Origin of the sequence: Micromonospora zhanjiangensis (assembly GCF_042650605.1) — a bacterium.
GTDB lineage: Bacteria > Actinomycetota > Actinomycetes > Mycobacteriales > Micromonosporaceae > Micromonospora_J > Micromonospora_J zhanjiangensis.
Genome location: NZ_JBHSBN010000002.1, coordinates 127,305 through 151,382 on the forward strand (window position 1 = coordinate 127,305; position 24,078 = coordinate 151,382).

Consider the following 24,078-nt stretch of genomic DNA (forward strand, 5'->3'; position numbering starts at 1 on the left):
CGCACAGCGGACGTCAGACGGGCGTGAGGCGGTCGGCGGCCACCAGCCGCTGCCCCGAGTACGCCAACAGCCAGCCGGCGCCCTTGCCGGTGGCGTGGTCGTCGCCGGCCGGTCCCAGCCGGTCCAACGCCTGCGGCATCACCTTGCCCTGGCTGCAGATCGCCACCCGCACCCCGGTCGCGGTCAACTCCACCAACCGGGCGGCGGCGGACAGCGCGTTCTCCTCGACGTCCTGGCCCGGCTTCGGCTCGTCGAAGCAGGAGTCCACCTCGATCGGCAGGTCCAGCAGTTCGGCCAACGGGTCCAGGGTCTGCACGCAGCGCAGCGCCGAGGCGGAGACCAACCGCTGCGGCCGGACCACCGCCAGCAACGGCGCCACCGCCCGGGCCTGGGCCCACCCGGCCGCGTCCAGCGGCCGGGCGGTGTCCGGCCCGGTCCAGGCGCCGCGCCGGTGCGCGCTGGCGTGCCGGACCAACGCCTGCACCGAGGTGACCGGCGGCAGCGCGGCGAACGCCCGCAGCACCCGGGCGTCGTGCGGGTACGTCACCAGGTCGACGGCCGCCCCGACCGGCAGCCACCGGACCTCGTCGACCTCGGTCTGTGGTTGGAAACCACCGTCACCCACGGCCGCCATCGACCAGTAGTCGACGACCTTCGGCCGGCCGAGACTGAAGTACCGCGCCTCGGGCAGCCGTACCTGGGGCACCGCCCGGACGTCGGCCTCCTCGGCCACCTCCCGGACGGCGGCCAGCAACGGGTGCTCGCCGGGATCCAGCTTGCCCTTGGGCAGCGACCAGTCGTCGTAGCGGGGCCGGTGCACCAGGCACACCTCGACGGAGCCGGTCGGCGGGTCGACACCGGGCGGACCCGGGCGCCACACCACACCGCCGGCCGCCCGGACCGGGGTCACCGCAACCACCTCGTCCGCCCCTTCTTCGTCGCCCGGCGCCAGGCGTCGGGAAAGGCCGCCCGGGCCGAGCGGACCGCGTTCCGTTCCCGCTCGTACAGCCGCCCGGCGGTGACCGCGAGTTCGTGGTCCGCCGGATGTTCCCGGGCGACGTCCAGCCAGGCCTGCGCCGCCACCACCGCGTCCTGGTGCTCACCGAGCAGGTTCTGTACCCGGGACAACGACCTGGCCAGCTTGGCGGCACCGCCGCCGACGAGCGGGGCCACCGCGTCCACCGCGTACCGGGCCTTCTTGCCGTTGATCCGCACCGCGTGCCAGTCGGTGTCCGGAGCGAGCGGGTCCAGCGAGCCGGCACCGGGCCCGTCGGCCCGGCCGGCGGCCAGCCCGCGCCAGGGCTTGGCGACCAGCCGGGGCAGCACCTCGGCCGCCGGACCGCCGGCGGCCGCGGTGAGTTCGGGCGCCCGGGCGGCCGCGACCAGCGTCTCGACCAGGGCGAGGTAACGGGCCGAGCGGAGCGCCTCGGCCACGGCCGCCGCCGCCCGGTCCTGCCGGGCCACCAGCGCCGCGTCGATCCGGTCCACCGCCGCCGGGTCCAGCGGGCAGGCCGGGTCGGCCGCCGCGGTGCGTCGCAACCGGGCCCGCAGCACCTCGGCGTCCCGGGCCGCGCCCAGCACGTCGGCCAGCCACTTCAGCTCGTCGCGCAGCGACCGGGCCCAGTCGGTACGCAGCAGCGGCCCGAAGGTACGCAGGTCGCTGCGCAGCCGTCGGCAGCCCACCCGCATCTGGTGCACGGCCGTGTCGTCGTCGCCGACCGGGGCGCGCAACCGGACCAGCGGGTCGTGCGCCAGCAACCGACCGACCGACCGGCGTACCGCCGCCGTCACCACCTGCGCGGCGGTCGGCTCGGCCGGTGGGTCGGCGGGCGCGACCAGCTCCGGCTCGCCGGCCGCGGCCGGACCGAGCGCCCGGACGTGCTTCGGGGTGAAACCGCCGGCCCGGGCACCGGCTCCGGTCAGCGCCGCCGCCACCGCGTCGAGCAGGTCCCGGTCGCCACCCTTGCGTTCCACCTCGATCTCCCGGAACCGGCGGACCACCCGCCGACCGGACAGCACCGACACGGCGTCGTCGGCGATCTCGGCGAGCACCCGGTCGTCGGGGTCCCGGATCTCGTACGCGTGCCGCTCGGTGCGCACCACCGCGGCCGGTTCCAGCGCGGCGCCCCGCGAGAACACGGTGACCAGTTCCACCAACTCCGCCGGCGGCGTCGACCGACGGCCGGTGCGGGAGATCTCGTGCCGTACGCCGACCGGGCCGGCGGGCAGCTTGACCGTCCACGGCTCGGCGTCGCCCCTGCGGTGCCGCAACGACACCCCGGCCCGAGCCAGTCGTAGGTCGGCGGTGTCGTAGTAGGTGGCGGTCAGGGTCACCGCCGGCAGGCCGGCCAGGCTGCCACCCGGGGGGAGGCAACCGCTCAGGTCCGGCAGGGTGAAGTCCGGCCCGACCTGGTACTTGCGTTCCTCCTCCACCATCGCGCCAGCCTACCCGCGCCGCCGGGTCAGCCGGTCCGGCCGACGACGCGGCGCAGCAGGGCCTCCTGCAGGTGCGGCAGCGGCTGCTCGGGCGGGCCGGTCCGGTGCCGCCAACCGCCGTCCCCGGCCAGCTCGAACGCCTCGACGTCCGGGCTCATCGCGGTCGTCATCAGATGGTCGAGTTCGGCCCGGGCGACCGGGTCGGTGACCTGGACCAGGGCCTCGACCCGGCGGTCCAGGTTGCGGTGCATCAGGTCGGCCGACCCGATCCAGAACTCGTCCTCGCCGTCGTTGCCGAACCGGAACACCCGGGAGTGCTCCAGGAAGCGGCCGAGGATCGAGCGCACCCGGATGTTCTCCGACAGGCCGTCCACCCCGGGCCGCAGCGTGCACATCCCCCGGATCAGCAGATCCACCCGCACCCCGGCCCGGGAGGCCCGGTAGAGCGCGTCGATGACGTCCTCGTCCACCAACGAGTTGACCTTGATCTGGACCAGCCCGGGTACGCCCCGCCGGGCGTTCGTGATCTCCCGCTCGATCCGTTCGACCAGCCCCCGCCGTACGCCGTGCGGGGCGACCAGCAGCCGGCGGTAGACGGTCTGCCGGCTGTAGCCGGTCAGCACGTTGAACAGGTCGGTCAGGTCGGCGCCGATCGCCGGATCGGCGGTGAGCATGCCGAAGTCCTCGTACAGCCGGGCCGTCTTGGTGTGGTAGTTGCCGGTGCCGATGTGGCAGTAGCGGCGGATCTGGTTGCCCTCCTGGCGGACCACCAGCGCGGTCTTGCAGTGCGTCTTCAGCCCGACCAGGCCGTAGACCACGTGACAGCCGGCCCGCTCCAGCATCCGCGCCCAGCCGATGTTGGCCTGCTCGTCGAACCGCGCCTTGACCTCGACCAGCACCACCACCTGCTTCCCGGCCGCGGCGGCCTCGATCAGCGCGTCGACGATCGGGGAGTCCCCGCTGGTGCGGTAGAGGGTCTGCTTGATGGCCAGCACCTGCGGGTCGGCGGCGGCCTGCTCGATGAACCGCTGCACGCTGGTGGAGAACGAGTGGTACGGGTGGTGCACCAGGATGTCCGCGTCCCGCAGGGTGGCGAAGACGCTGCGCGGCACCTCCCCCTCCACCAGCCGGGGATGGGTGGCCGGCACGAACGGCCGGTCGGCGAGGTCCGGCCGGTCGGACTCCTCGTACACCTGCCACAGCGACGACAGGTCCAGCAGTCCGGGCACCCGCAGCACGTCGTGGCTGTCCATGTCCAGCTCGCGGACCAACAGTTCGAGCACGTGGTCGGAGATGGACGAGTCGACCTCCAGGCGTACCGGCGGGCCGAACCGGCGTCGGGCCAGCTCCCGTTCCAGGGCCTGGAGCAGATCCTCGTCCCGGTCCTCGTCCACCTCCACCTCGGCGTTGCGGGTGACCCGGAACAGGTGGCACTCGACCACCTGCATCCCGGAGAAGAGTTGGCCCAGGTGGGTGGCGATGAGGTCCTCGACCGGCAGGAAGCGCGCGCCGGGCGCCTCCCGCTCCACCTGGACGAACCGGGGCACGTTGTTGGGCACCTTGACCCGGGCGAAGAACTCCGGCCCGCCGCCCGGGTCGCGCACCGCCACCGCCAAGTTGAGCGACCGGCTGGAGATGTACGGGAACGGGTGCGCCGGGTCGACGGCGAGCGGGGTCAACACCGGAAAGATGTGCTCGCGGAAGTAGGTGCGCAGCCGCTCCCGCTCGGCCGGCGCCAGGTCACCCCAGCGCAGCAGGTGGATGTCCTCGGCGGCCAGCGCGGGCTGCACCTCGTCGACGAAGCAGCGGGCGTGCCGGGCGACCAGTTCGGCGGCCTTCTCCGAGACCAGCTCCAACTGGGTCCGCAACGGCATCTGGTCACCACCGCGGACCGGCAGGCCGGCCTGCCGGCGGCGCTTCAGCCCGGCCACCCGGACCATGTAGAACTCGTCCAGGTTGCTGGCGAAGATGGCCAGGAACTTGGCCCGTTCCAGCAGCGGCGTGCCGGGATCCTCGGCCAGGGCCAGCACCCGGGCGTTGAAGTCGAGCCAGGACAGCTCCCGGTTGAGGAACCGGTCGGCCGGCAACGGCTCCGGCTCGGCCTCCTCGGCCCGGTCCTCGAAGTCCTCCTCCAGGCCGGAGCTGGCGTCCGCTCCCGGCGCCTCGGCCGGTTGCCCGGCCGGCGGGGCGGGTCGCTGCGGCGGGTCGGGCAGCGACGCCGGGTCGGGCAGCGGCGCCGGGTCGTCGCCGTTCGCGCTGGCGGACCCGGCCGCGGACCGGCCGTTCGGCGGTGCGGGGTCGGCGGGTGTCGGGCGGGCGGGGCGGCGGCGCGGCGGGGTCACCCGCCCATCATCACCCAACCAGGGTGAACGGAAAATGAACTCGGGCTCGATAGATCGATCAACCGTCGTCTGGGTCGCGCGGCCGGGGCCGGCGGGGGCGGCCGCGGGCGAACCGCCGGTCAGCGGAACGTGGGCAGCGTGATCCTGGTTACCGTGCCGTCCGGGTCGCGTTCGATCCGGACCCGCTGGCCGAGCCGGAGCAGTCGCAGGCCGGAGGCGTCGAAGGCGGCGGCCGGGAAGGCGAGTTCGGCGCCGTCGTCCAGCAGCAGCGTGCCGGAACGGGTCTGCTCGTCGTACGTCGCCACGGTGCCCTGCATGCGCAGCACCGTACACCGTCGGCCGCCCGCCGGGGCGGCGTCAGTGAACCTTTTTCAACCCCCCTTGCGCTCCGGCATCGGCCGAGGTCGAAGACGCGGCTTGCGCACCGCGCGGTTCAGGTTGAAAAAGGTTCAGTGGTCGACCGCGCGGACCGGGGCGAGCCGGCGGGCCAGCGCGGCGGTGTGCCGGCCGAGGCCGAGTACCGCGGCCGCCGCGAGATCGGCCGGGACGTCGACGTCCCGGCGCAGGGTCGGCCAGGGTCCGGCCAACGCGACGGCGCCCGACTCGGCGTGCGCGGTGGCTGAGTCCTCGCCGAAGCGGGGCTCCAGCGGCACCCCCTCGGGTGCGGTGAGCAGCACCGTGCCGGTGCCCGGGGTGTCGGTCACGAACCGGCGTACCCCGGCCGGGCCGTCGGCGGCGGCCCGCAGCGCCGCCGCCAGCTCCAACGGGCGCAGCGCCGGCAGGTCCGCGGTGAGCGCGGCCACCGGCCCGTCGGTGACCAGCGATCCACCGAGCGTGAAGGTCTCGTTGAGCCCGCCGCCGGGCGGGTCCGCGTGCACCTGCGCGCCGAGCGCCGACAGCGCCTCCGTCGCCTCCGCGTCGTCCGTCAGCACCAGCACCGCCGCGACCTGCGGACAGGCGCGTGCCGCCGCCACGGTGTCCTGCGCCAGCGCCAGGGCCAGGGCCTGATGGGGTACGTCGTCGAGGGTGCCGCGCAGCCGACTCTTGGCCACGTCGAGCCGCTTGACCGGCACCAGCACCGTCCAGTTCTGCTCGCCCACCCGGCCAATCCTGCCAGTCCCGTCCGACGCCGGCCGCCCGCGCCCGGCTCCGGCGGGCCGCCCACCCGCGCCCGGGCCGGCCCTGCGCTGGCCGTACCGGGAGCGAACAGGCATGATTTCGCTGCGGGCCGTCCCGGTCCGCGCGGGCGGCGGTACGTGGAGGAGGAACGGTGGTAAGGCGCAGGCTGGGGTTCTGGCGGCGGCTGGCCGTGGTGGTGGTCAAGCCGGTGCTCACCGTGTGGACCCGCCGTGCCTGGACCGGCATGGAGCACCTGCCCGCCGAGGGTGGGGTGATCATCGTGCCGAACCACATCTCGCACGCGGATCCGCTGACGTCGGCGCACTACATCTACGACGCGGGCCGGTGGCCGCGGTTCCTGGGCAAGGCGAGCATCTTCCGGGTGCCGGTGATCGGCTGGATCATCCACAAGTGCGAGCAGATCCCGGTGGAGCGCGGCACGGTGGACGCCGCCCGGTCACTGGACCGGCTGGTCGAGGCGATCAACGCCGGCGGGGCGGTGGTCATCTACCCCGAGGGCACGACCACCCGGGAGCCGGACCTGTGGCCGATGCGGGGGAAGACGGGGGCCGCCCGGCTGGCGCTGGCCACCGGCGCGCCGGTGATCCCGGTGGCCCAGTGGGGCGCGCAGGACCTGTTCGACCCGCGGACCAAGAAGATCGGCCTGCGGCCGAGGATCCCGGTGACGGTGCAGGCCGGGCCGCCGGTCGACCTCAGTCGGTGGATGGGCGCGGCACCGACCAGGACCACCCTGGACGAGATGACCGACACGATCATGCTCCGGCTGCGGGACATGGTCGCCGAGATCCGCGGCGGTACGCCGCCGCCGTTGTGGTCCCGCCCGACCCACGCCGCCGAGAGCGGAGAGGGCTCGCAGCGGAGCGGAGAGGCGGCATGAGCGGGCAGGTGGCCGTCCTCGGGGCTGGGTCGTGGGGGACCGCGTTCGCCAAGGTGCTCGCCGACGCGGGCCGGGACGTGGTCATCTGGGCCCGCCGGGACCAGGTCGCGCAGGAGATCCGGACGGACCGCCGCAACTCGCAGTACCTGCCGGACCTGGTCCTGCCCGAGCGGGTGACCGCCACCGACGACCCCGGTAAGGCGATCACCGGTTCGGACCTGGTGGTGCTCGCCGTACCGGCGCAGACGTTGCGCGGCAACCTGGCCGAGTGGGTCGGGTTCATCGCCCCGGACGCCACGCTGGTCTCCCTGATGAAGGGCATCGAGCTGGGCACCACCAAGCGGATGAGCGAGGTGATCGTCGAGACGGCCGGGGTCGCGGCGGACCGGGTGGCCGTGGTCTCCGGGCCGAACCTGGCACCGGAGATCGCCGCGGAGCAGATCGCCACCACCGTGGTGGCCTGTCCGGACATGGACCGGGCCCGGTTCGTGCAGAACGCCATCACCACGCCCTACTTCCGGCCGTACACCAACGACGACGTGATCGGGGTGGAACTGGGCGGCGCGGTCAAGAACGTCATCGCCCTGGCGTACGGGATCGCCGCCGGGATGGGGTTGGGCGACAACACCCGCGCCTCGCTGATCACCCGTGGCCTGGCCGAGACCGCCCGGCTGGGAGTCGCGCTCGGCGCCGACCCGCTCACCTTCGCCGGCCTGGCCGGAATGGGTGACCTGGTCGCCAGCTGCTCGTCCCCGCTGGCCCGCAACCGCACCTTCGGCGAGCACCTGGGCCGGGGCGAGACCCTGGAACAGGCCCAGACCGCCACCCGGCAGACCGCCGAGGGGGTCAAGAGTTCGCTGGCGGTCCGGGACCTGGCCCGGGCGCACCGGGTGGAGATGCCGATCACCGAACAGGTCGAGCTGGTCTGCCACGAGGGGCTCGACCCGCGGATAGCGGTGTCCGCGCTGATGAGCCGCACCACCAAGCCGGAGTGACGGGACCACGATGACCGGACCGGACGAGCGAACCCCGGCCGCCGCACCGGCCGGGCCGACCCCGGCCGCGGCGACCGGACCGACGACCGCCCCCGACGGGTACGGCGACGGCACCCGGTGCGTACACGCCGGGTTGCCCGCGCCGGAGCCCGGGCAGCCGTTCCTGCCCGGACCGGTGTTCGCCGCGCCGTACCACCTCGGCCCGGCCGGACCGCCACCGCCCGGCGGCAACGGATACGGCCGGCCGGACAACCCGACCCGGCGGCTGTTGGAGGCGGCGATCGGGGAGCTGGAGGGCGGCGACTGTCTCGCCTTCGCCTCCGGCCAGGCGGCGGTCACGGCCGCCCTGCTGTCGGTGCTACGCGCCGGGGACACGGTGGTGCTCCCCGCCGACGGTTACTTCGAGGTACGCCGGTTCGCCGCCAGCACGCTGACCGCGCTGGGCGTACGGGTGCTGCACGCGCCGACCGTCGGGCCGTATCCGGAGCTGTCCGGCGTACGGCTGCTCCTGCTCGAGACGCCGGCCAACCCCGGCCTGGACGTCTGCGACGTGGCCGGGTTGGCGCGGCGGGCCCACGCGGCCGGCGCGCTGGTCGCGGTCGACAACACCACCGCGACCCCGCTCGGCCAGCGTCCCCTGGACCTGGGCGCCGACCTGGTCGTGGCCTCCGGGACGAAGGCGCTGACCGGCCACTCGGACCTGCTGCTCGGCTACCTGGCCACCCGCGAACCGGCGCTGCTGGACGCGGCCCGGGCCTGGCGGTCCGGCAGCGGCGCGGTCCCCGGTGCGTTCGACGCCTGGCTCGCCCACCGGTCGCTGGCCACCCTGGACCTGCGACTGGCCCGCCAGTCGGCCAACGCGGGCGCCGTGGCGGCCCTGCTGTCCGGTCGGCCCGACGTGGCCGCGGTGCGCTGGCCCGGCCTGCCCGGTGATCCCGCGTACCCGGTGGCGGCGGCGCAGATGCGCCGGATTCCCGGGATCGTCTCGTTCGACCTGGGTTCCGCCGACCGGGTCGCCCGGTTCCTGGACCGGTCCCGCCTGGTGTTCGCGGCGACCTCGTTCGGCGGGCTGCACACCACCGCCGACCGGCGGGCGCAGTGGGGGGACGACACCCCGCCCGGGTTCGTCCGGTTGTCCTGCGGCGTCGAGGACACCGCGGACCTGGTCGCCGACCTGACCGCGGCGCTGGAGACCGGCTGACCGCGGGGGCGCCCGTGGGCGCCAACCCCACGGACACCGGGACATCGCACCGGGCCGACGTCGTGGCCCGGCTGCGGGCGGCCGGTTGCGTCTTCGCCGAGGACGAGGCCGAACTGCTGCTGGCGGCGGCCGGTGGCCCGGCGGAGCTGGCCGACATGGTGCAGCGGCGGGTCGCCGGGCTGCCGTTGGAACACATCGTCGGCTTCGTCGAGTTCTGCGGCCGACGGGTCGGCGTGGAGCCGGGCGTGTTCGTACCGCGGCAACGCACCGCGCTGCTGGTCTCCGCCGCGGTCGCGGTGGCCGGCGACCGGCCGGCCGTGGTGGAACTCTGCTGCGGCTCCGGCGCCGTCGCCTGCGCGGTGGCCGACCGCGTCGCCCCGAGCTGGCTGGCCGCCGTCGACCTCGACCCGGTCGCGGTCGGTTGCGCCCGGCGCAACCTGGCCGCCGTCGGCGGTCAGGTCTTCCAGGGCGACCTGTTCGACCCGCTGCCGGCCGACCGCCGGGGTCGCGTCGACCTGGCGCTGGCGGTCGCCCCGTACGTGCCGTCGGCGGCGATCGCGTTGCTGCCGCCCGAGGCCCGGCTGCACGAACCGGCCCTGGCGCTCGACGGCGGCGCGGACGGGCTCGACGTGCTGCGCCGCATCGTGGGCCGGGCGCCGGACTGGCTCGCCCCGGGCGGGTGGCTCGCGGTGGAGGTGGGCGACAGCCAGGTCGAGCCGCTCGGCACGCTGCTGCGTCGCACCGGGCTGGAACCGACAGTGGTACGGGAACCCGACGGCGTCGGCGTGGTCGTCACCGCCCGCCTGCCCGGCTAGGACTCGGCCCGGTGGCCCACCGCGCCGATGACCCGGTCGAACCCGTTCGTCAGGGAGTGGCCTGGGACCGGGCAGTGGGCCGGTCGGGCCGTTACGATGCGGGTCTCGGCGCGGATCCGCCCCTGGCCGCGGCGGACGGCGCAGTGGAGGACGCGACGATGGGCAGCGTGGAACCACCGGTGGTGGTGGGCTTGGACAACGGCGGTACCAGCAACAACGCCACGGTGCTCGACATGTCGGGCCGGTTCCTGGTGGACCGGCTGGTGGAGCGGCCGAGTCGGGTGCTGGACGGGCCGGCGGCGGCCGTCGAAGCGCTGGCCGACGCGCTGGAGCAGGTGCTCGCGGTCACCGGGACGGACCGGTCCCGGGTGGCCGCCGTGGGACTGGACTCGCCCGGTCCGGCCAGCGCCACCGGCGTGATCTCCTCCAAGGGGTCGACCAACTTCTCGGAGCCGGCCTGGCGCGGCTTCGACTTCCGGGGCGCGCTGCAGAAGCGCCTCGGCATCCCGGTCGTCTACCACAACGACGGGAACGCGGCGGCGTTGTACGCCCACCACGTCCACTTCGGAACCGACGCCGCCGCGCGGTCGTCGGTCTCCGCCATCGTCGGCACCGGGCTCGGCGGCGGGCTGGTCGAGCAGGGCCGGGTGGTCCGGGGCGCCGCCGGGATGGCCGGCGAGCTGGGCCACGTCACCATCCCGATGGAGGGTCTGCTCGACGAGGGCCAGCCGGTGCCGGTCTGCGCCTGTGGCAACGCCGGGGACGTGGAGAGCGTGGCGTCACTGGCCGGCATCACCCGCAACCTGCTGCCGTACTGGCTCGGCCGTTTCCCGGGGCATCCGCTCGCACAGGCCCGGTCAGTGGTCGAGGCCGCCCGGCTGGTCCGGTCGTACGGCGTCGACGGGGATCCGCTGGCCGTCCGGATCTTCGAGCAGCAGGCGATGGCGCTCGGCCGGCTGTTCACCATCGCCGCCAACTTCACCGACCCGCACGCCTACTTCGTCGGCGGCGGTGTCGTGGAGGCCACCCCGCGGTTCGGCGAGTGGTTCCTCGGCACCGTCCGGGAGAACACCGCGCTGCGCGCCGAACAGGCCGCGTCGGCCGTTTTCGCCCTGGTGCCGGACCTGGACATGGCCGGTGCCCGGGGCGCGGCCATCGCCGCGCTGGAGTCCCTCGGCGCGGCCTGACGGTCCGCGCCGCAGCCTGGCCCGGCGTGGACGCCCCCGACCATTGCGGCGGGAGTCCCGGAGGGTTCGACGCCCTGGAATCGCCGTACCCTCCGGGACCGTCATCGGGCCGCTCAGCCGCCGGTCCGGGTCGGCGGGGCCGCGGCGAAGGCCGCCCAGGCGGCGGGGGAGAAGCACAACCGGTGACCGTGCGGGTCCTTGGAGTCCCGGACCCCGACGATCTCGGGTGCCCGGGCCACCTCCACGCAGGCGCCCGCGTCGCCGCTGTGGCGGCTCTTGCGCCAACCGGCGCCGGCCAGCGCCGCTGCTTGCGTTGTTGTCGACACCTCAGTGTCCCTTCCGCAGGAGACGGGATATCAGGTCACGGGTCGCGTCGGGGCTCAGTGCGACGGCCCGCAACTGTTCCATGACCTTCGTGCAGGTACGCAGGTCCGCCGGTCGGTCGAGGGTGAGCTGTCCGGCGACCGTTTCGACGGAGGCGAGAATGGGATCCTCCGGGTCGGCGAATTCGAGAATGTGCAGCGAGCCGCCGGTGCCCCGGTAGTAACCGGCCGACAGCGGCACCACCTGGATCGTGACGTTGGGCAGCTCGGACGCCTTGAGCAGGTGGTTGAGCTGAGCCGTCAGCACGTCCGCACCGCCGACCGGGCGCAACAGCGCGCCCTCGTCGATGATCGCCTCGAAAATGGGTGGCTCGCTTTCGACGAGCCGTTGCTGCCGGCTCAACCGGGCCTGCACCCGCTGTTCGACGTCGGGATCGGTCAAAATGTGCGGGGCTCCCCGCATCACCGCCCGGATGTAATCGGCGGTCTGCAGCAGTCCCGGAATCACCGACGGTTCGAAATTCGCTATTCCAGTGGCATCGGCCTCCAATGCGATGAAATCCAGCGTGCGTCGGTCGAGGACGTACGAGTACGACTGCCACCAGCCCGGAATACGTGCGTCCTTGGCCAGTTGTACGGCCGTGGCCACCTCGTCCTGGGCGACCCGGTAGAGCGTGAGCAGGGCGCGTACGGTGGCCGGACTGATCAGGGTCTGCGCGTTCTCGTAGCGGGAGAGAGTGCTACGGGTGCTGTTGATTTCGTCCGCCGCCTCCTCGAGGGTCAGCCCGGCGGCCTCTCGAAAGGCGCGCAGCGCGAAACCGAGGCGGCGAGCACGAGCGGTTTTGGGTGCCATGTGGCGATCCTGACACAAGTCAATGGGATAAGCCGCATGAGAGAAAGGTCGTGAGAGTTGCGTTCACGTTTTCACGAGTGCGAATCTGTCACCACATCCGCACCTCCGGTGGTCGAGTGACGGCGGCGGTGGGCGATGGAGGAGAGGCGCACGGCGATCGGGGCTTCCCCCGTACCCGATCGTCGTGCTCGCCCCGGACGACCGGGAGGGCGGCACGATGACCGAGGCCAGCACGGGCGTCCGATCGTGACCCGTTTCCTCGTGGTGCTCACCGACGTGCGCCCGCTGACGCCGGCCGGCCGCAACGAGCGGGTCGCACCCGAGCGACGGCGTCAGGTCGTCGGCGCCACCAACCGGGAGGCCGCCGACCGGATCGCCGGCGCGTTCATGGCGCTCGGCATGGTCCGGGCCGGCCGGCAGCGGGTCAAGGTGCTGGCCGTGGGCCGCCGCAAGCCGGACCAGACCGACTGACCACCGGTCCGCGAAACGGCCGCCGGTCGGCGAAGCGGGCCAATCCGTCGCCGGAAAAAAACTCCGACCGTCACCGCAACGCGACTCTCCGGTCACGCGTCTAGACACCGTCACAACCACGCACACGCTGATCGACGGGGGATACAGACGTGCGTTCGACGGGTCGTACCACCGTGCCGCCGCAGGCCACGCCGCCGCCGCTCGCGGCCGGGCCGTCGGGCCAGGTCGGGGCGCTGCCGACCGACCTCGTCGTACTGATCGTCGCCGTCGCGGCCGGTGTGGTCGCCCAGGGCGGCTACTACCGCCCCGGCCGGCTGCTGCTGACCGCGCTGGTCTGCGCCGCCCCGATCGTCGCGCTGGCCCGGGCCGCGCTGGGCCGGGCCGGGCACGCGCCCGGCCCGGCTCGGACCGGGTCGTACGGCGTCGTCGCGCCGCCGTCGGCCGACCGCCGGTGGCCCACCCCGGTACGCCTGCTCGCGCCGGCCTGTGCCGCGTTGGCCGGCTGGGCGTTGACCCGGGCGGCGGTGACCGGCGAGTACCCGGTGGCGCTGGGCTACCTCGCCACCCTCGGGACGGTGGCGGTGGCGGTGCCGCTGGTCGTCCGGGCCGGCCCGGCGGCGCGCGAGCGGCTGGCCGAGGCGTTGATCGCGATCGGCGCCGGGGTGGCGGTGACCTCCTGGGTCGGCGTTGCCTGGCGGTTGCCCCGTTTCGCCGTACCGGTGGAGCACCGGCTGTGGCGGGGCGGCTCGACGCTGACCTACCCGAACGCCGCGGCGGCACTGCTCGCCATGCTCGCCCTGCTCGGGCTGGCCCTGCTGGTCGGCCGGCCCCGGTCGGTGCCGCTCGGCGCGGCCGGCTACCTGATGGTGGTCGGCGTCGGAGCGGCGCTGAGCCGGGCCGGCCTGCTCGCCCTGCTGGCCGGCTACCTGGTGCTCGTGCTGGCCGCCGGGGTACGACGGACGCTGGCCCGGACGTCACCGGCGCTGCTCGGCGCGGCGGTCGCCGTGGCCGCCCTCGCGCCGTCGTTCCCGGTCGGCTGGCCACCCCGGCCGACCCTGGCGGTGGCCGGCCTGCTGGCCGGCGCGGCCGTCGCGCTCGGCGTGCCCCGGCTGCCGGCGCGGATCCGGCCGGCCGCACTGGCCGGGAGCCTGTCGCTGGTTGCCGCGGCGGTCGTCGGGCGGCTCGGTTCCGGCCCGGTGGCCGCGGTTCTGGCAAGCCGCGGCACGGCCGCCTCGTCCGGTCGCAGCGGCGCGGCCGGCGCGGCCCTCGACCTGGTCGCCCGGTATCCGCTGGCCGGCACCGGACCCGGCCTGGCCCGGTTCTTCTGGCACTCGCCCGACGGGCGGGGTGCCGTGGCGCTGTACGCCCACGACGAATACCTGCAACTGCTGGTCGACCTCGGCGCGATCGGCGCGGCGCTGCTGCTGGTCCTGATCGCGACGATCTGGTCCACGGCGCGGCGCGCGCCGGCCGGGCGCCACCGGCCCCTCTGGGCCGGCGCCGTGGCCGCGCTGGTGGCGCTCGCCGTGCACAGCGGCTTCGACTTCCTCTGGCACATCGCGGTGCTACCGCTGGTCGGCGGTCTGCTCGTCGGGATCGCCGGCCCTGCCAGAAACGGACCCCCTCCGGTCGCCGGCGTACCGGCGCCGCGCGCTCGGGCGGGGTTCTCGGAAGAACCATCCGTTCCAGATCCGGTGAAGGAGTTCAGATGAACATGTCCAGGTCCCGGCTCGTGGCGCTGGCGGCGGTGGCCGCCGGGGTCGCGACGGCGGCGGTCGCGGTGCCGGCCGGCGCCGCGGTCAGCCTCCAGTCCGAGTCGCCGCCCGCGGCGACCCTCAACCTCGGCGGCAAGGCGAGGCTCGACGCGAACGGCGCGGTGGTCTTCACGTCGGTCAGCCTCACCTGCCCGCGCCGGGCGGAGGGCTACCTGCGGGTGCGGGTCACCCAGGCCGTCGGCAACGCCATCGCCAGCGGCGAGAGCGACACCGTCACGGTCCGCTGCACCGGCTCGGAGCAGCGATTCAGCCTGTCGGTGAGCCCGACCCAACGGCCGTTCCGCAAGGGCGTGGCGTTCGGGCGGGCGGTCGCCGACGTCTGCCCGGGGCCGTGCGAGACGACCGTTGACGAGCACAACATCCAGATCGTGACGAAGTAGTCCTCACCCGGTCGGCCCGCATCGTGGCCGGCCCGGACCCGCCGCCGGCCACGATGCGGGTGGCCGGCGGCGGGAACCCGAGGCGTCAGCCCCGACAGCCCGACGGTACGGGCGTCGTGGCCGACGGCACCGACTCGACCGCGGCCGTCGAGATCGGGGCGACCCACTGCAACGGTGGCGCGTACCGGCCCGGCACGGTGACGGTGATCGGGATCTCGCGGTCGACCGTGGTCAGCACCACGGCATCCGGCTGCTGCACCGGATGCCAGCAGACCGAGTTGACCGCCCAGACGTCGTCGGTGGGTGGGAAGGCCGGCGCCGGCCGGCCGCACCCGACCGTCAGCGCCGGATCGCCGTACGCGGCGTTCTGCTCCGGTCCGGTGGTGACCGGACGCTGGGCCAGGTCGCGGATGGTGGCGGGCAGCCGCGAGATCAGCGCCCGGCACACGGTGGCGGCCCGGTCCGACAACGGCGGTGCGGCCATCGGCACCGGACTGGTCGACCGGGGACCCGCCGTCGCCGTCGACGGGCCGACCGAGGCCGTCGGCGCGGGTGCGGCGGCCGGCTCGTCCGGCCCGAGCCCGGTGATCGCCAGCACCGCCACCAGCGCCGCCACCGGAACGGCGACCACCGTCGCCCAGATCGCGGCCTGTCGGGTCGTCCGGTCGGATCCGGTACCGGCCGGGTCGGTCCGGCCGGTCCGGGTCGAAGTGATCTGGCCCACCTACAGTCGCACCACCGAACATGTGAGGGTGCGGGTTATCCCCGGCACCATCTGGATCTTGCTGACGATCATCTTTCCCAGCTCGTCGACCGTGTGCGCCTCGGTGAGCACGACCACGTCGTACGGGCCGGTGACCGCGTCGACGCGGACGACGCCCGGGGTTTCCCCGATCGCACCGGCCACGTCACGTGCCCTGCCGACCTCGGTCTGGATGAGGATGTACGCCTGAACCATGACCCGACTCCCGTCCGCCGCCGAGCGGCTCAGTGAGTGAAAATACCGCACGGATCAGGTCGGATCGCTACCGGTTGCTACGGAGGCACAGCGTGCTCAACGTGATCAAGGTGAACTCGTGACTGTCTCGGCGGCCGGCGAGTTCGGCCTGATCGATCGGATCACCGCCCGGCTGGGCGCCGCACCGGCCTGTCTGCTCGGGCCGGGGGACGACGCGGCCGTGGTGGCCGCGCCGGACGGGCGGGTGGTCGCCTCCACCGACGTGCTGGTGGAGGGGCGGCACTTCCGTCGGGACTGGTCCAGCGCGGTCGACGTCGGGCACCGGGCCGCCGCGGCCAATCTGGCGGACATCGCGGCCATGGGAGCGGCGCCCACGGCGCTGCTGGTGGCCCTCTGCGTCCCGCCGGACCTGGAACTCGGCTGGGCCGAAGGGCTGGCCGACGGGTTGTCCGCCGAGGCGGCCTCGGTCGGGGCGGGCGTGGTGGGCGGGGACGTGTCGGCCAGCCCCACGCTGACCGTCGCGGTCACCGCCCTCGGCGACCTCGGCGGTCGGCCGCCGGTGCTGCGGGACGGTGCCCGGGCGGGCGACGTGATCGCGTTGGCCGGCCGCACCGGGTACGCGGCGGCCGGCTACACCGTGCTGTCCCGTGGCTTCCGGACGCCCAAGCTGCTGGTCGACGCGTACCGCCGGCCGGTGGTGCCGTACGCGGCCGGGCCGACCGCCGCGGTGCGGGGGGTCACCGCCATGGTCGACGTGTCGGACGGGCTGCTGGCCGATCTGGGGCACCTGGCGGCCGCCAGCCGGGTGGCGATCGATCTGCGCCGGTCCGCCTTCGACGTACCGGACCAGATGCGGGACGCGGCGGCGGCGCTCGGGGTCGACCCGTACGCCTGGTTGCTGGCCGGGGGCGACGACCACGCGCTGGCCGCGGCCTTCCCCGAGGACGTGCCGCTGCCGGACGGCTGGCGGGCCGTCGGCCACGTGGTGCACGGCAGCGGGGTGACCGTGGACGGCCGCCCGTTCACCGGCCCGGCCGGCTGGGACCACTTCCGCTGACCGGCCGGTCGTACCCTTGCCGGGTGCGTGATCTCGACATCGAGCTGGACATCCGGCCGGTCCGGTACGACCACCCCGACGCCCGGCTGCTGGTCGCGGCGGCCCTGGCCGACCTCGGCGAGCGCTACGGCGGCGGCGGCGACGAGACGCCGGTCGACGGGGCGGAGTTCGACCCGCCGGCCGGCGCCTTCCTGGTCGCCTACCTGGCCGGCGAGCCGGTCGGTTGCGGCGGCTGGCGCAGTCACGGCGCGGCCGGCGACACGGCCGAGCTGAAGCGGATGTTCACGGCGGCCCGGGCCCGGGGTCGGGGCGTGGCCCGGGCGGTGCTGACCGCCGTCGAGGCGTCCGTCCGGGCGCACGGCCGGGAACGGCTCATCCTGGAGTGCGGCGACAAGCAGCCGGAGGCCATCGCCATGTACGTCTCGGCCGGCTATCAGCGGATCGCGAACTTCGGCTACTACCGCGACGAACCGGGTTGCCTGTCCTTCGGCCGGACGCTCTGAGCGCGGTCCCGGGGAACGAAATCAACCGCCGGGTCAGCCTGACCCGGCGGTTGATTCACGATGTGGTGCGGCGGCGCGCCGACGTCAGGCGCGCACCACCTTGCCGGCCTTGATGCACGAGGTGCAGACCTTCAGCTTCTTGGTGGTGCCACCGCCGGCCGGGGTACGCACGGACTGGATGTTCGGATTCCAGCGGCGGTTGGTCTTCTTCTTCGACCACGGCACGTTGTGGCCGAAGCCCGGCCCCTTGCCACAGACGTCGCACACGCTAGCCACGGGATACTCCTGATATTGATGCGTTCATGAAGTCGCCGCCAGGCGTTGCCCGGGCAACCTGGCCAGGGTACCCGATGCCCCGTCGCCCCGGCCAATCGCTCCGCCACCGGCGACCGGCTGGTCCACCCGTACCGTACCCGGCGCGGTGCGCCGGGCGGGTGTCGGTCGGCGCCAGTAGGCTTCTGGCCGTGCTGGAAACCCTCGACGCCGCCGCCGTGAACCGGTGGTGCACGGACGGGTTGGCCGCGCTCAAACGGCACCAGCGGGAGATCGACGACCTCAACGTCTACCCCGTTCCGGACGGCGACACCGGCACCAACATGGTGCTCACCCTGAACTCCGCCGACCAGGCCCGGACGCTCGGCCTGGACCGGTCGGCCGGCGCGGACGGCACCGGCCACGGGCACGTGCTGCGGCTGATGGCGCGCGGGGCGCTGCTCGGCGCCCGGGGCAATTCCGGCGTGATCCTGGCGCAGATCCTGCGCGGGTTCGCCGACTCGGTGCGGGAGGTGCCGGCGGTGCGCGGGCGGGCCGTCGCCCGGGCCCTGCGGGCGGCCACTGAGGCCGCCTACGCCGCGGTCGCCGACCCGGTCGAGGGCACCCTGCTCACCGTGGTCGCCGCCGCGGCGACGGCGGCCGAACGCGCCGACACCGACGAGTTGGGCACGGTGGTCCGGGCCGCCGCGACGGCCGCCGCCGAGGCGTTGACCCGTACCCCCGAGCAACTGCCGGCGCTGGCCGACGCCGGCGTGGTCGACGCCGGCGGGCGCGGCCTCTGCCTGCTGCTGGAGGCGCTGGTCGAGGTGGTGGCGGGCGCCGCCGGCCAGCGCCCGACCCGCGCCGCGCCGGCCGCGCCGCAGGCGGCGGCCGCCGCGCCGGAACCGGCCCGCCCGGCGCCGGCGACCTCCTCCGGGTACGCCTACGAGGTGCAGTTCCTGCTGGCCGCCGAGCCGGCGGCGGTGCGCCGAATGCGGGCCACGCTGAGCGGGCTCGGCGACTCGCTGGTGGTGGTCGGCGACGACGACGCCGGTCCGGACGGATCGTCCACCTGGAACGTGCACGTCCACGTCGACGACGTCGGCGCCGCGCTGGAGGCCGCGATCGAGGCCGGCCGCCCGTACCGGATCTCGGTGACCCGGTTCGACGACCAACGCGCCGCGCGGACGGGCCACGCCCACGACGGTCCGATGGGCCACGCCCACGCCCTCGGCGCGCGCGCCGACCACGCGCACGGCGACGGCGGACGTCCCGATGCGGTGGCACCGTCCCCGGCGGCCGGACCGGTCGACCGGGGGCCCGACGGACGCCCCGGCGGCGCCGTCGCGCCGCCGGAACCAAACGACCGGGCGGCCGTGGTGGTCGCGGCCGGGGACGGCCTGGCCGAGCTGTTCGCGGCCGAGGGCGCGGTCGTGGTGGGCGGCAACCCGTCCACCGGCGAACTCCTCGACGCGGTACGCGCCACCGGGGCGGCCCGGGTGGTGGTGCTGCCGAACGACCCGGACACCCGGGCGGTGGCCGGCGCCGCGGCCCGGGAGGCGGACCCGCTCGGCGTGCAGGTGCGCGTGGTGCCGACCCGGTCGCCGGTGCAGGCGTTGGCCGCGCTCGCCGTCCGGGATCCGGCCCGCCGGTTCGAGGACGACGTGATCGCGATGGCCGAGGCGGCCGGGGCCTGCCGGTACGCCGAGGTCTGCCACGCCGGCCGGGAGGCGCTGACCGTGGCCGGCCGGTGCCAGCCGGGCGACGTGCTCGCGCTGGTGGAGGGCGAGGTCAACCTGATCGGCACGGACCTGGTCGAGACCTGCGCGGCGCTGCTGGACCGGATGCTCGGCGGCGGCGGTGAGCTGGTCACCCTGCTGCTCGGCGCGGACGCCCCGGCCGGCCTGGCCGACGCGGTCCGGGCGCACGTCGCGCAGCGGTGGCCGTTCGTGGAGGTGCACGTCTATCCCGGTGGTCAACCGCACTACCCGTTGCTCGTGGGGGTCGAGTGAGCGAGTCGTCGTCTTCGTCCACGGTGGACACTCCGCTGACGAAGCTGGTGGGGGACAAGACGGCCAAGGCGTTGGCCAAACACCTCGACCTGCACACCGCCGGCGACCTGATCTACCACTTCCCGCGCCGCTACGACGAGCGCGGCGAGCACACCGACATCCGCGCGCTGGAGGTGGGCGAGCAGGTCACCGTGCTCGGTCAGGTGCGCAACACCACCGTACGGCCGATGCGGCAGCGGCGCGGCAACCTGCTGGAGGTGACCGTCGCGGACGGTTCGGGTGGCACGCTCACCCTGACCTTCTTCGGCAACCAGGCGTGGCGGGAACGGGACCTGCGGCCCGGCCGGTGGGGACTGTTCGCCGGGAAGGTCACCGAGTTCCGCGGCAAGCGCCAGCTCAACGGCCCGGAGTACGTCCTGCTCGGCGACGGTCCGGCGGACGGCGAGACGGCCGCCAGCGAGGAGATCGAGGAGTTCGCCGGTGCGCTGATCCCGGTCTACCCGGCCGCCGCGGCCGTGCCGACCTGGGTGATCGCCCGCTGCGTCCGGGTGGTGCTGGACACCTTCACCCCGCCCGAGGACCCGCTGCCGGCGACCGTGCGCGCCGGCCGCAAGCTGGTCGGCCTCGCCACCGCCCTGCGGGAGATCCACCGACCGTCCACCAAGGAGGACCTCTACCGGGCCCGGCACCGGTTGAAGTGGGACGAGGCGTTCGCCGTCCAGCTGACCCTGGTGCAGCGCAAGCACCGGGCCGCGTCCTGGCCGGCGCGACCCCGGCCGCGCCGCGACGACGGCCTGCTGGCCACGTTCGACGGCCGACTGCCGTACGAGCTGACCGCCGGGCAGCGGCAGGTCGGCGACGAGGTGGCCGCCGACCTGGCCACCGCCCACCCGATGCACCGGCTGCTGCAGGGGGAGGTGGGTTCCGGCAAGACGGTCTGCGCGCTGCGGGCCATGCTGCAGGTGGTCGACGCGGGCGGGCAGGCGGTCATGCTGGCGCCGACCGAGGTGCTGGCCGCCCAGCACCACCGCGGGATCCTCGGTCTGCTCGGCCCGCTCGGTCGGGCCGGCGAGCTGGACGGTGACCCGGACGGCACCCGGGTCGCCCTGGTCACCGGCTCGCTCGGCGCGGCGGCCCGGCGGCGGGCGTTGGAGGAGGTGGCCGACGGCCGGGCCGGCATCGTGATCGGCACCCACGCCCTGCTGTACGAGGGCGTCGACTTCGCCGACCTCGGCATGATCGTCGTCGACGAGCAGCACCGGTTCGGGGTGGAGCAGCGCGACGCGTTACGGGCCAAGGCCGAACAACCCCCGCACGTGCTGGTGATGACCGCGACCCCGATCCCGCGCACGGTGGCCATGACGGTCTACGGGGACCTGGAGATCTCCACCCTGTCCCAGTTGCCGCGCGGGCGGTCGCCGATCGCGTCGCACGTCGTACCGGCCAGCGAGAAACCGGCCTTCCTGGACCGGGCCTGGCGCCGGCTGCGCGAGGAGGTCGCGGCCGGCCACCAGGCGTACGTGGTGTGCCCGCGGATCGGCGACGGCGCCGGGTCGGAGGAGGAACCGCCACCGGACGAGGCGACCCGCCGGCCGCCGATGGCGGTGACCGAGGTGGCCCCGCTGCTGGCCGAGGGGCCGCTGCACGGGCTGCGGATCGGGGTGCTGCACGGTCGGCTGCCGGCCGACGAGAAGGACACCGTGATGCGGTCGTTCGCGGCCGGCGACATCGACGTGCTGGTGGCCACCACGGTGGTCGAGGTCGGGGTGGACGTACCCAACGCCACCGTGATGATCGTCCTGGACGCCGACCGGTTCGGGGTGTCCCAGCTGCACCAGTTGCGTGGCCGGGTGGGCCGGGGTGCGGCGGCCGGGCTCTGCCTGCTGGTGACCGAGGCCCTGGAGGGCACGCCGGCCCGGGAACGGCTGGCCGCGGTCGCCTCCACCACGGATGGGTTCCGGCTGGCCGAACTCGACCTGGAGCAGCGTCGGGAGGGCGACGTGCTGGGCGCCACCCAGTCCGGTCGACGTTCGCACCTGCGGCTGCTGTCGCTGCTGCGGGACAGCAACCTGATCCGGGACGCCCGGACCGAGGCGATCACGCTGATCGAGGACGACCCGGGGCTGGACCGCCAGCCGGCCCTGGCCGCCTCGGTGGCAGCCCTGGTCGACGCCGAACGCGCCGAATACCTGGAAAAGGGCTGAGCCGGAGTCCTGGTCACCGGACCGTCGGGACGGCGCCCGGCGCTGGGTGCCGGTGTCAATTTCGGGCTCACATCACAAACGTTGTAGCTACTACATATTCGATGTGAGCCCGAAACGGGCACCCCCTCCCGTACGTCGTGGGCGTTCCGTTCGTGCGGTCAGTCGGTGAGCCGGACCCGGCGCCGCCGGGTCAGCAGGATCAGGGCCACACCGACGGCCAGCGACAGCGTCGCCCCGGTGAGGAGGACACCGACGGCCGGGCCGGTGACTGGTAGCGCCTCCCCGTCATGGGCACCGTCGCCGGGGGAACCGCCCGCCCCACCGCAGTTGCCGGGTCTGGTCCACCGGCCCCTCCAGACGAAGCGGCTCTCGCTGGTCTCCTTGACGGTGACCCGGCCCGCGTCGGCGGGCCAACTGATGACGAAGCTCTTTCCGGGTCCGACAAACTTCTGCGCCGTGTACTTCGGGTTGTCGGCGGTGACCACGAAGTAGGCCATGTTGTTGGTCTGGCCGCCGTTGGCCAGCGTGATGAGGAGGATCCGGTCGCACCGGGAGGTGAAGGTGACGTTCGGGAGGGCCGGGTCCCTCGGCAGGCAGTCCTGGCGTAGGTCGACGGAACCGGTCAGCTGCCTGGTGGTCACGCCGTTGTCCCGCTTCCAGGAGACCTCGACGGTCAGCCGTGCGTTCGCCCGGCCAACCCCGCCGCGCGTCTTCTGGATACCTGTCAGGCTGCTTCCGACGCCGGCGGGAAGGACGGTGCCGGCGGCGAGGTCGTACATCCGGCTGTCCGGTGGGGTCGGCTTCACCTTCGTGACCGTGCCGGCGACGTCCTCGCCGTTGGTGAGCGTCCAGAAGATGGACCATTGACCGGACTCGCACACCGCGAAGCCGCGCAGGGTCGTTTCCGAGGCGGCGTGCGCCGGTACGACACCGGCCAGGACGGCGACGACTGCGGCTATCGCGGCGCCGAGTGCGGCGAGCGGCCGCCGCGACGATCGGATGAGGCGGGTCATGGGTCGCTCCTTCTGCCCGTTGCCCAGTGATGTGCGGCGGCTGAGGCTCCCGCGACGTGGGGCGAGGCCGGTCAACCGGCGCGGACGAGGACGCGCGAACCGGGTGCCGGGTTGCGACCCCTCGGAAGGTAGAAGCTGCACTCGTACGACTCGTACGAGTCGTACAACTCCGGTATGAGTGACCCTGCGGCTGAACTCCCGATCTCCGATGCCCGTGACAGCCTCGCGGACGTTGTCTCCCGTGCCACTACGTCGGTCGGATCACCTACGTGACCCGACGAGGGCAGCGCTTGGCTGCCATCGTCCCGGCCGAGCTGGCCGAGGCGATCGAGCGGGCCGAGGACGCCGCCGACGTCGCCGCAGCTCGCGACGCCCTGGCCCGCATCGAGGCGGGCGACGCCCCGATCTCGCTGACCGACCTGCGTAGCGAGCTTGGCCTATGACCGACCAGGACCCGCCGACGTACAGGGTTCAGGTCGACCGCGCCGCCGCCAAGCTGCTACGCAAGCTCGACCATCCCGTGCGCGCCCGCCTTGTCGTCAGGATTCCGGGCCCGCGGCGAGGGTGACGTCGTCGCGTCGGAGGATCGCGCCCTGGAGGAGTTGGAGGCGCCGGGACGGCTCGATGCCCAGGCTCTCGCCGAAGCACTGACGGGCCTTCTGGTAGGCGTCCAGCGCCCCGGCCGGGTCGACGGCGAGGTAGAGAGTCCGCATGAGCTGTTCCCGGGGACGGTCGCGCAGCGGTTGGTCGAGGACGAGGGCGCGGACGTCCTGCAGGAGGCCGGCGGTGGCCCCGACCGCGAGACGGGCGTCGAACAGGTCCTCGGTGGCGATGACGCGTTGCTCGTCGAGGTCGGCGAACTGCTGGGCCAGCGTCCCGGTGGCGGTGACGTCCTGGCCCGCGGGGCCGCGCCAGAGCGTCAGCGCGTCGTGCAGCGTCGCGGCGGCGGCGGTGTGCTCGCCGGCCCGCAGCTGCGCCTGGCCGCGCCGGGCCAGGTCGGCGAAGACAGGTACGTCCAGTTCACCGGCCGTCAGCGGGAAGAGGTAACCACCGCTGTCGGGCAGGGTGACCAGCCGTGTGGCCAGGTGTGGGCTGCCCGCGCGCAGGGTCGCGCGCAGCCGGGCCAGGTAGGTGCGGAGGTTGGACATCGCGGACTTCGGCGGGGTGGCCCAGAGCGCCTGGGCGATCCGGCCGGTGGTGATTCGCTGGCCCTCGCCGAGCAGGAGGACGGCCAGGACGGCCCTGATCATGGCGACGTCCAGGCCGAGGACCACGCCGTCGACG

At 74.3% G+C, this 24,078-nt stretch carries 25 protein-coding genes; 13 read left to right on the plus strand and 12 right to left on the minus strand.

What is annotated here, in order from left to right; all coding sequences use genetic code 11:
- Window positions 1-13: 13 nt before the first annotated feature.
- From ACFOX0_RS03655 to cofC, 5 genes are all read right to left on the minus strand, one after another.
- Window positions 14-919, minus strand: coding sequence for an NUDIX hydrolase (locus ACFOX0_RS03655; RefSeq protein WP_377542031.1), 906 nt, complete (start codon window positions 917-919; stop codon window positions 14-16).
- Complete coding sequence (locus ACFOX0_RS03660; RefSeq protein ID WP_377542032.1) at window positions 907-2,436, minus strand: CYTH and CHAD domain-containing protein; 1,530 nt, start codon at window positions 2,434-2,436, stop codon at window positions 907-909. The genes ACFOX0_RS03655 and ACFOX0_RS03660 overlap by 13 nt, the downstream gene beginning before the upstream one ends.
- A 26-nt stretch (window positions 2,437-2,462) precedes the next feature.
- Entirely contained in the window at window positions 2,463-4,649 is a 2,187-nt protein-coding gene (locus ACFOX0_RS03665; RefSeq protein WP_377542511.1) for an RNA degradosome polyphosphate kinase, read from the minus strand.
- A 248-nt stretch (window positions 4,650-4,897) separates the two neighbouring features.
- Window positions 4,898-5,095, minus strand: a complete 198-nt coding sequence (locus ACFOX0_RS03670; protein WP_377542034.1) for a cold-shock protein — start codon at window positions 5,093-5,095, stop codon at window positions 4,898-4,900.
- Between the two features lie 132 nt (window positions 5,096-5,227).
- On the minus strand, window positions 5,228-5,878 hold the full coding sequence (cofC, locus tag ACFOX0_RS03675) for a 2-phospho-L-lactate guanylyltransferase (protein WP_377542035.1): 651 nt from the start codon (window positions 5,876-5,878) through the stop codon (window positions 5,228-5,230).
- A gap of 170 nt (window positions 5,879-6,048) precedes the next feature.
- On the opposite strand from cofC, the gene ACFOX0_RS03680 reads away from it, so the two are divergent.
- The 5 genes from ACFOX0_RS03680 (at window position 6,049) to ACFOX0_RS03700 (ending at window position 10,993) form a co-directional block, all read left to right on the plus strand.
- Window positions 6,049-6,795, plus strand: a complete 747-nt coding sequence (locus ACFOX0_RS03680; RefSeq protein ID WP_377542036.1) for a lysophospholipid acyltransferase family protein — start codon at window positions 6,049-6,051, stop codon at window positions 6,793-6,795.
- Window positions 6,792-7,790 (plus strand): NAD(P)H-dependent glycerol-3-phosphate dehydrogenase, encoded by a 999-nt coding sequence (locus ACFOX0_RS03685; RefSeq protein ID WP_377542037.1) that lies wholly within the window; start codon window positions 6,792-6,794, stop codon window positions 7,788-7,790. The genes ACFOX0_RS03680 and ACFOX0_RS03685 overlap by 4 nt, the downstream gene beginning before the upstream one ends.
- Before the next feature lie 10 nt (window positions 7,791-7,800).
- Entirely contained in the window at window positions 7,801-8,991 is a 1,191-nt protein-coding gene (locus ACFOX0_RS03690) for a cystathionine gamma-lyase (protein ID WP_377542038.1), read from the plus strand.
- A gap of 14 nt (window positions 8,992-9,005) precedes the next feature.
- Window positions 9,006-9,806, plus strand: coding sequence for a putative protein N(5)-glutamine methyltransferase (locus ACFOX0_RS03695; protein ID WP_377542039.1), 801 nt, complete (start codon window positions 9,006-9,008; stop codon window positions 9,804-9,806).
- A gap of 158 nt (window positions 9,807-9,964) precedes the next feature.
- Window positions 9,965-10,993 carry an ROK family protein gene (locus ACFOX0_RS03700; protein ID WP_377542040.1) on the plus strand — a complete coding sequence of 343 codons (1,029 nt, stop codon included), beginning with the start codon at window positions 9,965-9,967 and terminating at the stop codon, window positions 10,991-10,993.
- A gap of 113 nt (window positions 10,994-11,106) precedes the next feature.
- On the opposite strand, the gene ACFOX0_RS03705 is transcribed toward ACFOX0_RS03700, so the two are convergent.
- A complete protein-coding gene (locus ACFOX0_RS03705) occupies window positions 11,107-11,319 on the minus strand; it encodes a DUF397 domain-containing protein (RefSeq protein WP_377542041.1) in 213 nt (70 codons plus the stop codon).
- A gap of 1 nt (window position 11,320) precedes the next feature.
- On the minus strand, window positions 11,321-12,169 hold the full coding sequence (locus ACFOX0_RS03710; protein WP_377542042.1) for a helix-turn-helix domain-containing protein: 849 nt from the start codon (window positions 12,167-12,169) through the stop codon (window positions 11,321-11,323).
- Window positions 12,170-12,412: 243 nt separating this feature from the next.
- On the opposite strand from ACFOX0_RS03710, the gene ACFOX0_RS03715 reads away from it, so the two are divergent.
- The 3 genes from ACFOX0_RS03715 to ACFOX0_RS03725 all read left to right on the plus strand — a co-directional run bounded on the left by ACFOX0_RS03715 (window position 12,413) and on the right by ACFOX0_RS03725 (window position 14,795).
- Window positions 12,413-12,640, plus strand: a complete 228-nt coding sequence (locus ACFOX0_RS03715; RefSeq protein ID WP_377542512.1) for a hypothetical protein — start codon at window positions 12,413-12,415, stop codon at window positions 12,638-12,640.
- Window positions 12,641-12,789: 149 nt separating this feature from the next.
- Window positions 12,790-14,352: an O-antigen ligase family protein gene (locus ACFOX0_RS03720; RefSeq protein ID WP_377542043.1), complete on the plus strand. Its 1,563-nt coding sequence runs from the start codon at window positions 12,790-12,792 to the stop codon at window positions 14,350-14,352.
- Window positions 14,349-14,795: a hypothetical protein gene (locus tag ACFOX0_RS03725; protein WP_377542044.1), complete on the plus strand. Its 447-nt coding sequence runs from the start codon at window positions 14,349-14,351 to the stop codon at window positions 14,793-14,795. The genes ACFOX0_RS03720 and ACFOX0_RS03725 overlap by 4 nt, the downstream gene beginning before the upstream one ends.
- Window positions 14,796-14,880: 85 nt before the next feature.
- On the opposite strand, the gene ACFOX0_RS03730 is transcribed toward ACFOX0_RS03725, so the two are convergent.
- Both ACFOX0_RS03730 and ACFOX0_RS03735 read right to left on the minus strand, forming a co-directional pair.
- Window positions 14,881-15,519 carry a DUF3515 family protein gene (locus ACFOX0_RS03730; RefSeq protein ID WP_377542045.1) on the minus strand — a complete coding sequence of 213 codons (639 nt, stop codon included), beginning with the start codon at window positions 15,517-15,519 and terminating at the stop codon, window positions 14,881-14,883.
- Complete coding sequence (locus tag ACFOX0_RS03735; protein ID WP_377542046.1) at window positions 15,520-15,753, minus strand: Lrp/AsnC ligand binding domain-containing protein; 234 nt, start codon at window positions 15,751-15,753, stop codon at window positions 15,520-15,522. It abuts the gene before it with no gap.
- 118 nt (window positions 15,754-15,871) lie between these two features.
- Here ACFOX0_RS03735 and ACFOX0_RS03740 point away from each other — a divergent pair, with 118 nt between their 5' ends.
- Both ACFOX0_RS03740 and ACFOX0_RS03745 read left to right on the plus strand, forming a co-directional pair.
- Window positions 15,872-16,810 carry a thiamine-phosphate kinase gene (locus ACFOX0_RS03740; protein WP_377542047.1) on the plus strand — a complete coding sequence of 313 codons (939 nt, stop codon included), beginning with the start codon at window positions 15,872-15,874 and terminating at the stop codon, window positions 16,808-16,810.
- A gap of 23 nt (window positions 16,811-16,833) precedes the next feature.
- A complete protein-coding gene (locus ACFOX0_RS03745; RefSeq protein ID WP_377542048.1) occupies window positions 16,834-17,313 on the plus strand; it encodes a GNAT family N-acetyltransferase in 480 nt (159 codons plus the stop codon).
- A gap of 84 nt (window positions 17,314-17,397) precedes the next feature.
- Here the strand turns inward: ACFOX0_RS03745 and rpmB are convergent, their stop codons facing one another.
- The gene (rpmB, locus tag ACFOX0_RS03750) at window positions 17,398-17,589 is read right to left on the minus strand and encodes a 50S ribosomal protein L28 (RefSeq protein WP_377542049.1); all 192 of its coding nucleotides are present in this window, start codon (window positions 17,587-17,589) and stop codon (window positions 17,398-17,400) included.
- Between the two features lie 188 nt (window positions 17,590-17,777).
- Between rpmB and ACFOX0_RS03755 the strand changes: the two genes are divergently transcribed.
- Complete coding sequence (locus tag ACFOX0_RS03755) at window positions 17,778-19,577, plus strand: DAK2 domain-containing protein (protein WP_377542050.1); 1,800 nt, start codon at window positions 17,778-17,780, stop codon at window positions 19,575-19,577.
- Complete coding sequence (recG, locus tag ACFOX0_RS03760; protein ID WP_377542051.1) at window positions 19,574-21,781, plus strand: ATP-dependent DNA helicase RecG; 2,208 nt, start codon at window positions 19,574-19,576, stop codon at window positions 21,779-21,781. The genes ACFOX0_RS03755 and recG overlap by 4 nt, the downstream gene beginning before the upstream one ends.
- Before the next feature lie 158 nt (window positions 21,782-21,939).
- Here recG and ACFOX0_RS03765 read toward each other — a convergent pair whose 3' ends face one another.
- A complete protein-coding gene (locus ACFOX0_RS03765; RefSeq protein ID WP_377542052.1) occupies window positions 21,940-22,794 on the minus strand; it encodes a hypothetical protein in 855 nt (284 codons plus the stop codon).
- Between the two features lie 290 nt (window positions 22,795-23,084).
- On the opposite strand from ACFOX0_RS03765, the gene ACFOX0_RS03770 reads away from it, so the two are divergent.
- The gene (locus ACFOX0_RS03770) at window positions 23,085-23,237 is read left to right on the plus strand and encodes a hypothetical protein (RefSeq protein ID WP_377542053.1); all 153 of its coding nucleotides are present in this window, start codon (window positions 23,085-23,087) and stop codon (window positions 23,235-23,237) included.
- Window positions 23,238-23,333: 96 nt separating this feature from the next.
- On the opposite strand, the gene ACFOX0_RS03775 is transcribed toward ACFOX0_RS03770, so the two are convergent.
- Entirely contained in the window at window positions 23,334-24,068 is a 735-nt protein-coding gene (locus ACFOX0_RS03775) for an AfsR/SARP family transcriptional regulator (protein WP_377542054.1), read from the minus strand.
- Window positions 24,069-24,078: the final 10 nt, after the last annotated feature.

Coding starts and splice junctions, on each gene's coding strand:
- ACFOX0_RS03660 (WP_377542032.1), bottom strand. CDS start 2,436: ATGGTGGAGGAGGAACGCAAGTACCAGGTCGGGCCGGACTTCACCCTG.
- ACFOX0_RS03685 (WP_377542037.1), top strand. CDS start 6,792: ATGAGCGGGCAGGTGGCCGTCCTCGGGGCTGGGTCGTGGGGGACCGCG.
- ACFOX0_RS03690 (WP_377542038.1), top strand. CDS start 7,801: ATGACCGGACCGGACGAGCGAACCCCGGCCGCCGCACCGGCCGGGCCG.
- ACFOX0_RS03700 (WP_377542040.1), top strand. CDS start 9,965: ATGGGCAGCGTGGAACCACCGGTGGTGGTGGGCTTGGACAACGGCGGT.
- ACFOX0_RS03725 (WP_377542044.1), top strand. CDS start 14,349: ATGAACATGTCCAGGTCCCGGCTCGTGGCGCTGGCGGCGGTGGCCGCC.
- ACFOX0_RS03735 (WP_377542046.1), bottom strand. CDS start 15,753: ATGGTTCAGGCGTACATCCTCATCCAGACCGAGGTCGGCAGGGCACGT.
- ACFOX0_RS03670 (WP_377542034.1), bottom strand. CDS start 5,095: ATGCAGGGCACCGTGGCGACGTACGACGAGCAGACCCGTTCCGGCACG.
- ACFOX0_RS03765 (WP_377542052.1), bottom strand. CDS start 22,794: ATGACCCGCCTCATCCGATCGTCGCGGCGGCCGCTCGCCGCACTCGGC.
- ACFOX0_RS03710 (WP_377542042.1), bottom strand. CDS start 12,169: ATGGCACCCAAAACCGCTCGTGCTCGCCGCCTCGGTTTCGCGCTGCGC.